Here is a 699-nt window from a genome sequence, read left to right as displayed (position 1 = left end):
CCTGCAAAAAATCAGAGCCCATCTTCTCGAAACCTCTGAGTGGCAAGACGGCAGGAGCACGGCCGGATGGAAAGCAAGGGAAGTAAAAAATAACGAACAGCTTCCCACGGAAGCACAAGGGCTCAGTGCGTTGCACAGCACCATCACGGATGCCCTGATGCGCGATCCCGCTTTTATCATGGCGGCGCGGCCTAAAACGATCTTGCCCCCTCTCTTCAGCCATTATGGACCAGGCATGGCTTACGGCGATCATATCGATGATCCAATGATAAAGGGCGTTAGAACCGATCTCTCACTTACCTTGTTCATCTCCGAACCTGACAGCTATGTCGGAGGGGAACTGGTAATTGAGACGACAAGCGGGATCGAAAAGGTAAAGTTCTCCGCTGGCGATGCGCTCCTCTATCCATCGACATCGCTTCACCGGGTCGATCCCGTACAATCTGGCTCGCGCCTTGTTGCCGTGACCTGGATTCGCAGCATAATTCGCGATGCGGGCGCCCGCGAGATCCTGCTTGACCTTGATCTGGCACGTCAGGAGCTGTTCCGGCAGCACGGTTCGTCCCGCGAATTTGACCTTATCTCGAAGTCAGTCGCGAACCTGATCAGGCGCTGGGGAGAAGATTAGGTATATCTCTCCTTACAAATAGCTGATGCTCAGCGCCGATGCGACCCAGGTCAAAACGTGAAAGCCCCCCC

At 54.8% G+C, this 699-nt stretch carries 1 protein-coding gene; it reads left to right on the top strand.

From position 1 onward, the window contains the following. Positions 1 to 628: Fe2+-dependent dioxygenase (locus DUT91_RS25095; RefSeq protein ID WP_114443060.1), on the top strand; the 628-nt coding region annotated here is incomplete at its 5' end. Positions 629 to 699 lie beyond the last annotated feature (71 nt).

Source organism: Paramesorhizobium salinisoli, from assembly GCF_003335045.1.
GTDB classification, from domain to species: Bacteria; Pseudomonadota; Alphaproteobacteria; order Rhizobiales; family Rhizobiaceae; genus Paramesorhizobium; species Paramesorhizobium salinisoli.
The sequence above is the reverse complement of the archived record's forward strand: the minus strand, read 5'-3'. Positions and strand labels throughout refer to the sequence as shown.